Raw genomic sequence first — 7,971 nt, 5'->3', positions numbered from 1 at the left:
GTGGAAGGCTCTGACGTACCGCTTCTCCGCAGCTCCTCCTATCCGCGCTCGCCGTTCTCGGCGGAATCGGGCTCGGCCTTCACCGCTCCCAGCCGGACCACTCCAGACGGTATTTGCGACGGAGATCGCGGATCACGCCGGGAAGGATGCGCTCGCGTCTCGCGTCCTCGAGCAACTCACGCATGGCGCGTCTGACGTGATCGGCTTGGGTTACGAGCCGTTCCCAGAGTCCCTCGCACTGCGGCAGCTGCACCAGGAGGATGTCATTGCCGCCATAACGCGTCGCTGTCGAGGGCCCGAGAACGGAGGGATTCTCCAGTACGACGAACCAGTTGCGGCCGGTGTGCACGAGAAAAGGTGAGCCCGGCAGAACGGGAACGCCCAAGCCCGGCGGCGTCACGCCGATGAGGTAGCGGTTGTAACATGTGTCCATGTAGCGCTCGAAAAGAGCGTCGACCTCGTCCGCGGCGCGTGATATCTCGGCGAAGCGCGGTTCGTAGCTCTCTCCGCGCGCCCACTCCTCCTCGAGCGGAGAGCTCTCGGTTTCTTCAGGGGCCCGAGCGTCCGGTGTGGAGATTGAAGCCTCGTCGGCCGCGATGCCCTCGCCGGAGCCCGTGTAGCTCACGACTTCCACCCCCGCTTCCGCGTTCTTTTCCCTTCGCTTCTTCTCTCTTGCAGCGACCTCGCCCAGGGATTGAGCTCCCACGAGAGCCGCCATCATCCATGCCAGGAGAGTCATGATCCTCGAACCAGTATAGCCTTCGGTCGCGTTAAGATGAGCGTCGCGATGATGCGCCCTATCTTCCTCGCCGCCTTGTGCACCTGCGTCTCGTTTTGTGGCCAGAGCGACCGACCGCCACTCGTGGTTTTGATCGGGCTCGACGGTGGGAGCCTCGACATCGTCGACGAGCTACGCGCCGAAAAGCGCCTTCCAAATTTCGAGCGACTCATGGCCTCGGGGACTTCGGGGCCGTTACAATCCTGGCCCTCTCGCCGCGTCATGCGCGAGGGCTCCCGCCGCTACTTCGCTTCTCCGATCGTGTGGGCTTCCGTCGCTACCGGAAAGGTCCCGGAAAAACACGGCATTCGCGACTTCGTGCTGCCCATTCCCGGAACGGCGTCGGTCTGGATGGGCTCGGAAGACGACCCGGCGCGAGCGACGATTCGACTGCCACAGTTCGAGGGGCGAGCGCCCTTCGTGCTGCGGTTGAAGCTCAGAAGCTACGAGCCGAACGGCGAGCAGGGTGTGGATGTCATCTGGAATGGCGAACGACTCGAGACGCTGCAGGTGCCGGTCGCATGGACCGAGTTTTCCATCCCGGTAGCGGCCACGAACCTCCGCCCGGGACAGAACCGACTCGAGCTCGTTTTCGCCCGGCAGAGCCGCCCCTCGGAACGGGAGGATTCCTCCGATCGACGACGGCTCGCGGGAGAGCTGGGCTTCGTGAGCGTGATCGACGGGACACGAAAAGAGACCGTCTCGTTGAGCCCCGCCGTCTCGCGCGAGCACTTCGAGCGCGGGTTCTACGAGCCTCGAGGGCGCCTCACGGAGATCCAGAGCGTGCACTGGCGCGCCAAACCGGTGTGGATGCTTCTCGGCGACGCGGGAGTTTCCGTGGGCATCGTCGGGTACTGGGGTACGTGGCCCGCGTACGAAGTGAACGGGTTTCTGGTGTCTTCGCGCATGGGAATCCGTGACCAGCGCAGCGGAAGCCGGAGGCTCACCTGGCCCGAAGATCTCGCCCGTGAGCTCGAGCCCCTCGCCCCGCTCGCCGAGGATCTCGCACCGACCTTCGAGCAGCTCCACGTTTCCGAGTGCGAGCAGCCGTTCATCGACCGAAGCTCGGTGCTGAAGAAGATCCTGATCCAGGACACCTACTACGTGCGGCTGGCGAAGCGGCTCTTACCTCGCATGGACTCGGGCTTGTTCACGATCTACTTGCGATCGCTCGACGTCGCGGGTCACGTCACCCTTCACTGGCGTGCCGGCGCGCCGCTCCCCGCCAACTGTCCTGACTCTCTGCGCGAGGTGATGGACGAGACCTACGTCCAGGTAGACGCCTGGATCGGTGAGATCCTCGATGCTGTTCCTCGGCGGGCCACGGTAATCGTCGTCTCGGACCACGGGATGCAGCCGATCGACGGCGCGGGCCACCACGCGCCCTTCGGATTGTTCATCGCCAGTGGAGAGAACATACGGCGCGGCCGGTCGTTCCACGGATCGACGGTTCTCGACGTTGCCCCGACGCTGTTGCATGCGTTCGCTCAGCCCGTACCTCTGGACATGGACGGAAAAGTCCTGGCGGCGTTGTTCGAGGAAGACTGGCTTCGATCCAACCCGCTCCGTTTCATCGACGCGGACACGTCGATGTCGGTGGAGGGGGGTGAAACGACCGAAGCGAGTGAAGAGGTGCTCGAGGAGCTGCGCGCTCTCGGCTACATCGAGTGACGGTTGACGCATCGCGCTCACTCGGGGAGGATCTCTCCGTGCGAAGGCGAACCGTTTTGAAATCAGGCGGCCTCGCTCTCGTCGGGCTCGGACTGGGTTGCAGCTCGAGGAGAGCGGCCGACCTGGGGCCGAGGCGACCTCCACTCCAGCTCCCGCCGCCCAACGTATCCTGGGATCGGGTGATCCGCACGACGGTCGGTCTGAGGCCCCACCGGCCTTCGGGGTTCGTGCTGAAAGCCGAGAAGCTCGGCGACAAGACTCTCATCCACAACTACGGGCACGGTGGAGCGGGGATGTCTCTGTCCTGGGGCACGGCGCATGCGGCTGCGGACATCGCCCTGGATCACCTCGACCGCCGCGCCGCGGTTCTCGGTTGTGGCGTTGTGGGGCTTACCTCTGCGCGCGAGCTGCAGCGCCGCGGTTTCGACGTCACCATCTACGCGGCCTCGGTGCCGCCGGACACGACGTCGAACATGTCGCTCGCGGGCTTTACGCCGACGTCGGGCCTCGTCGAGCTCCGCTCCCGTACTCCCGAGTGGGAAGAGCAGTTTCGCCGCGCGGTCACCATCGCCTACCGCCGGCTCCAGCTTCTCGTCGGGCCCAAGTATGGCATCACCTGGATCCACAACTACACGCCGACGGACGATGCGCGACTGGCATCGGGGTCGAACGTGCTGCTTCCGGCCGAGGTCGAGGTGGGTCAGGACCTCCTTCTGCCCGGAGAGCATCCTTTCCCCACGCAGTACGCGGTCAGTCGCCCCATGATGCGGATCGAGCCTTCGATCTATCTCGATGCGCTCGTCCACGATTTCGTTTCTCTCGGAGGCAAGATCGTCATCCGAAGATTCGAGGCTCTCCGCGACATCGCGTGGCTCGCGGAGACGCTCGTCGTCAACTGCACCGGACTCGGCGCCAAGGCGCTCTTCGAGGACGAGGAGCTCGTCCCTCTCAAAGGGCAGCTCACGGTCGTCATCCCCCAACCCGAAGTGAGCTACGGCACCAACGGCGGCATTCACAGCCCGAGCGCGAGACCGGGTATCGGCATCCACATGATGCCGCGCACCGACGGAATCATCCTCGGCGGTACCTCCGAGCGTGACAACTGGTCGCTCGAGGTCAACGAAGAGGAGCGCAAGCGCATCGTCGAAGGCCACATCGAGCTCTACCGAGCGATGGGTTCCCCTCGGAAGCCCTCGGCGACATGACGAGGTGCAATCGGCTTCGCGACCGATAATCGCCCCGTTCGGCGGTATACTCCCGCCCACGGAGGAGAGGGCCATGAGAACCAGATGGATGATCTCGTTTCCCGTCGCGCTCGCGCTCGTCTATTTCGCGTGGATGACATCGACCGCCGCCGAGCCGGGCCGGATGTATAACACTGCCAAGCAGAAGCTTATGGACGGGAAACCGATCATCGGGGGCACGGTCTATACCTCGGATCCAAACATCTACTGCGCCATGGCCGATGCGGGCTTCGACTTCCTCTGGATCGAGATGCAGCACAGCCCCCTCACGTACTCGGACGTGGCGAAGATGATTCGGGCGTGCAAGGGCGCGAAGGCGATTCCCTTCATCCGTGTCCCCGATGCGACCGAAGGAGACATTCAGAAGGCCACGGACATCGGCGCTCTCGGCATCATCGTCCCGATGGTCGCGAGCGTGGAGGAAGCAGAGGCTGCCGTCAGATACGCGAAGTATCCGCCCCAGGGTCGTCGCAGTCGCGGCGGCGGGCAGTATGGAGAGCTGTGGGGGGAGGATTATCGTGAGACGGTGAACGACAACATGATGGTCGTCGCCATGATCGAATCCCCCGATGGCATCGAGATTGCGGACCAGATTGCGGCGGTCCCCGGGGTGGACGTGGTATTCGCCGCCAGCGGCGACATCGGAAGCTTCACCGGATACGCTCAGGACGATCCGAGATACCAGACGCTCGTAGACCGGATCCGCGATGAAACGCTGAAAGCGGGAAAGAAGCTCGGCGGTCCGTTCACCTGGCACGACCGCGAGGGGTACAGCTTTTTTCAAGCCTCGAGCGAGGCCGGCCTCATCCGCGCCGGTGCCAAAGCGCTTCTCGAGACCGCGAAGGGCGCCTATGAGTACTGAAGCGTGTGATTCCATACGCGGGGGAGCGGTATAGTCTGGCACCATGCGCAGCGCGAAGATCGGTCGCAACCAGCGGTGTCCGTGCGGAAGCGGCAAGAAATACAAGCAATGCTGCGAGCGAAAGCAGCGCCGGTTGGGCCCAGGGAGCTGGGCCGTCGTCGCGGCCCTCGCGGCCGCCGGCGCGGTCCTCGTCTTCTTCCTCTATAACCTCACTCAGGGCGATACGGCGGGGACGAGTGGCAGTTGTCCTCCCGGCCAGGTTTGGTCGCCCGAGCACCGACACTGTCACGAGATCTGAGCTCACTCCGTGGCTCTGGCTGACTTCGACGTCCTGACGTTCGACTGTTACGGGACGCTCATCGACTGGGAGACCGGGATCTGGGATGCCCTGCAATCGCTGATCGCCAGGAACGGCCGCAGCGATATCCACCGGGCCTATGCTCTCGAGGCATTTGCCGAGCTCGAAAGCCGCGAGGAGTCGGCGGCACCCGGTCTCGTCTACACCGAGGTGCTGGCCCGGGTGCACCACGCCCTGGCCGCGCGCCTCGAGCTTCGGACTACTCCAGAGCTCGATAACGCGTTCGGCAGCTCGATCCCGCACTGGCCCGCATTTCCCGATACCGCCGATGCGCTGCGGTACCTGAAGACCCGTTACAAGCTCGTCGTCCTTTCCAACGTGAACCGGGACGGTTTCGCCGAGTCGAACCGCAAGCTCGGGGTCACGTTCGACGCGGTCTACACCGCGGAGGACATCGGTTCGTACAAACCGGCACCGGCGAACTTCGAATACATGCTGACCCGCCTTCGATCAGATCACGGGCTCGAGCCATCGAGGATTCTACACACCGCGCAGAGCCTGTTTCACGACCATGCGCCCGCCAAGGCGCTCGGTCTCTCGACCGCCTGGATCGATCGGCAGCGGCTGTCCCAAGGGGGAAGCTGGGGTGCGACGATGAAGCCCGAGCAACGCCCCGAGCCCGACTTCATCTTCTTCACGATGGCCGAGATGGCCGAAGCCGTGCGAGGCGGGTGATCCTCGGACCCAGCTGCCTGGACAACCTGGAGCAGCCGGCCATGTCTCTCAAGCCTGGCTTTAGATACTCCTAGCGACCGATTAAGATTCCAGGACCATGCCTTTTGCGTGGGTCGTGGCCGGACTGCTCCTTGCTCCTCATGCCGTCACTCAGACGGCGGAACTGTCACTCAGCTGGGAGCGGTACATCGTCCTGGTTCGTCAGTACCAACAAGGTGCGATCGATTGGAACGAAGCGCTCGCCCTGCTCGAGCACCGGGGCCGGCTCGAGTCCGCTGTCGGGAACCTGAGCTCGTTTCCCCTCACGACGAGAGTGCTCAAAGCGGCCGTCCTGATGCACACGGAAGCGGCCGCCAAGCTGTCCGCACCGGGCGCCGAGCGGGTCAGGGACCTTCAGATGGAAGTCGCGAGAAACATCTTGCGGCTCGTCAACGAGCAGGACTTTTCCAGTAAGTGGCACCTGGCGGCGGGCTATTTCTATCAGAGCATGTTGAGCCCCGGTCAAGCCCTCCATTACTTCGACAGGCTTCGTGAGATGGCCCATGATGACGTGGAAGTGCTCGTGGCAACGGGAACGGTCCACGAAACGTACGGTGCCTTCGAGTTGTCCAAGATCCCGAGGTGGACGCGCCCTAACCCGGTGTTCGTACAAAACCGCGCTGAACAGAGGCTCGTGGCCGAGACCCGCAGGCAGGCGCACCATAGCCTTCACCGAGCCACGGAGTGGTACTCGAAGGCGATCGACCGAGTGCCTGGCGATGCCGTCGCCTACTTGCGGCGTGGCCATTGTTACTCGCTTCTTGGCCAACTGGAGCAAGCGATCGCGGATCTAACTCGTGCTTCGCAACTCGCCGAACAACCCTACGAGCGGGGGTTGGCCGAGCTCTTCCTGGGGAGGCTATATCGCGAGAGCGAGAATCTTGCCGCTTCGGTGTCTCACTATCGGAACGCCGTGCGCGATTTGTCGGAATGGCAGGTCGGCTATCTCGCCTTGAGCGAAGTGCTCGAGGCGTCAGGGCAACGGGCGGAAAGCCGTGAAGCTCTCCAACTTGGTCTGAGCGTGAAAATCCGGCCCAACGATCCGTCTGGCGGCCTTTGGCAGTACTTCTTGAGGATGGACGCATTCTCGGACATCGTCGTCGGGCTGCGGGAGGAGGCCCTTCCATGATACGCGCAGGCCTTCTTGCCGCGCTGACGATGGCGCCATGGGCCTGGCCGCAAGCCTTTCGAGTGGACGTCACCGCGGTTCAGGTGGACGTCTTCGTCGGCCACGGGAAGAACGCCGTGCTCGGCCTCACCGCCGACGATTTCGAGGTTCACGATAACGGAGTGCTCCAGATAGTCGATCGCGTCGAGGCGAAGACCGTACCGGTGAATGCCTTGCTCGCGCTCGACGTAAGCCACAGCGTCAGCGGTCGGAAACTCGAGTATCTCAAAAGGGCAGCGACCACGATGTTGAATGGGCTGGAAACTGGAGATGGAGGGGCGTTGATTACCTTCTCTTCCGTAATCCAGGTGACGAGGGCGTTCGATGGATCCTTCGCCCGCTTGAATGACGAGATCGATCGAACGGCGGGATTCGGCTCGACATCTTTGAACGATGGCCTGTTCGCTGCCTTCAAAATAGCGGAGGAGGTCGAACGCCCGTTCATCGTTCTGTTTACCGACGGTGAAGATCGATTCAGCTGGCTATCGAAGGACCAGGTGTACGATGCTGCGAAGCGGAGTGAAGCGACGGTTTTCGTGGTTGCCACGAAACAGACGCCACCGCGTTTCGCTTTGACGACCGACTTCTTCGAAGAGCTGGCTCAGATGTCGGGTGGCATTTTTTTCGAGGTGGATTCGTCACGCCTGCCGGAGATCTTCGCGTCCATTTTGGCGCAACTCAAGACCCGATACGTATTGAGTTATCACCCGCGCGGAGAGCTCGAGCCCGGTTGGCACGAGCTCGAGGTGCGCTTGCGCGGCCGCAGGGCGACGGTTCGTGCGCGGCGGGGATACTACCGTGACACCCGGCGACGTTGAAGCCGGAGCAACGCCCGGAGCCCGACTTCGTCTTCTTCACGATGGCCGAGATGGCCGACGCCGTACGATGCGGGTGATTCTGCCGAGAGCAGCCGTGCTCCGGAAATCGACTGCGTCCCGGTCCTTTGCTTGGGCACGAACGTCAGTATCGAAGATAGTCACGTCTATTTTTCGATATACGTCAAAAAATGACGCCTCGTAGACTGGAGGGCCCAGTCCGGCTACTCGACGGGAATGGACTTGGATGTGTACTCCACGAAGCGGCCGCAGGGGCGAAAGCCGAGGCGCGCGTATAGCGGTTGGCCTTCCGGCGAAGCCTGGAGCATTCCGGTGTGCATGCCGAGGCGCTTTCCGTCGG

At 63.1% G+C, this 7,971-nt stretch carries 8 protein-coding genes; 7 read left to right on the top strand and 1 reads right to left on the bottom strand.

The window, feature by feature from the left end; genetic code table 11:
• Positions 1-79 precede the first annotated feature (79 nt).
• Entirely contained in the window at positions 80-739 is a 660-nt protein-coding gene (locus VEK15_22155; GenBank protein ID HXV63420.1) for a hypothetical protein, read from the bottom strand.
• Positions 740-787: 48 nt separating this feature from the next.
• Here VEK15_22155 and VEK15_22150 point away from each other — a divergent pair, with 48 nt between their 5' ends.
• The 7 genes from VEK15_22150 to VEK15_22120 all read left to right on the top strand — a co-directional run bounded on the left by VEK15_22150 (position 788) and on the right by VEK15_22120 (position 7,613).
• Entirely contained in the window at positions 788-2,449 is a 1,662-nt protein-coding gene (locus tag VEK15_22150; GenBank protein ID HXV63419.1) for an alkaline phosphatase family protein, read from the top strand.
• A gap of 38 nt (positions 2,450-2,487) precedes the next feature.
• Positions 2,488-3,654, top strand: coding sequence for an FAD-dependent oxidoreductase (locus VEK15_22145; protein HXV63418.1), 1,167 nt, complete (start codon positions 2,488-2,490; stop codon positions 3,652-3,654).
• Positions 3,655-3,727: 73 nt separating this feature from the next.
• Complete coding sequence (locus VEK15_22140; protein HXV63417.1) at positions 3,728-4,555, top strand: aldolase/citrate lyase family protein; 828 nt, start codon at positions 3,728-3,730, stop codon at positions 4,553-4,555.
• Between the two features lie 43 nt (positions 4,556-4,598).
• Positions 4,599-4,853: an SEC-C metal-binding domain-containing protein gene (locus VEK15_22135; protein ID HXV63416.1), complete on the top strand. Its 255-nt coding sequence runs from the start codon at positions 4,599-4,601 to the stop codon at positions 4,851-4,853.
• 9 nt (positions 4,854-4,862) lie between these two features.
• Complete coding sequence (locus VEK15_22130) at positions 4,863-5,588, top strand: haloacid dehalogenase type II (protein HXV63415.1); 726 nt, start codon at positions 4,863-4,865, stop codon at positions 5,586-5,588.
• 97 nt (positions 5,589-5,685) lie between these two features.
• Positions 5,686-6,756 (top strand): tetratricopeptide repeat protein, encoded by a 1,071-nt coding sequence (locus VEK15_22125; GenBank protein HXV63414.1) that lies wholly within the window; start codon positions 5,686-5,688, stop codon positions 6,754-6,756.
• Positions 6,753-7,613 carry a VWA domain-containing protein gene (locus tag VEK15_22120; GenBank protein HXV63413.1) on the top strand — a complete coding sequence of 287 codons (861 nt, stop codon included), beginning with the start codon at positions 6,753-6,755 and terminating at the stop codon, positions 7,611-7,613. Before VEK15_22125 ends, VEK15_22120 begins: the two co-directional genes overlap by 4 nt.
• Positions 7,614-7,971 lie beyond the last annotated feature (358 nt).

The organism is Vicinamibacteria bacterium (assembly GCA_035620555.1).
Taxonomy (GTDB): Bacteria; Acidobacteriota; Vicinamibacteria; order Marinacidobacterales; family SMYC01; genus DASPGQ01.
This window is presented reverse-complemented; position numbering and strand designations above follow the sequence as displayed.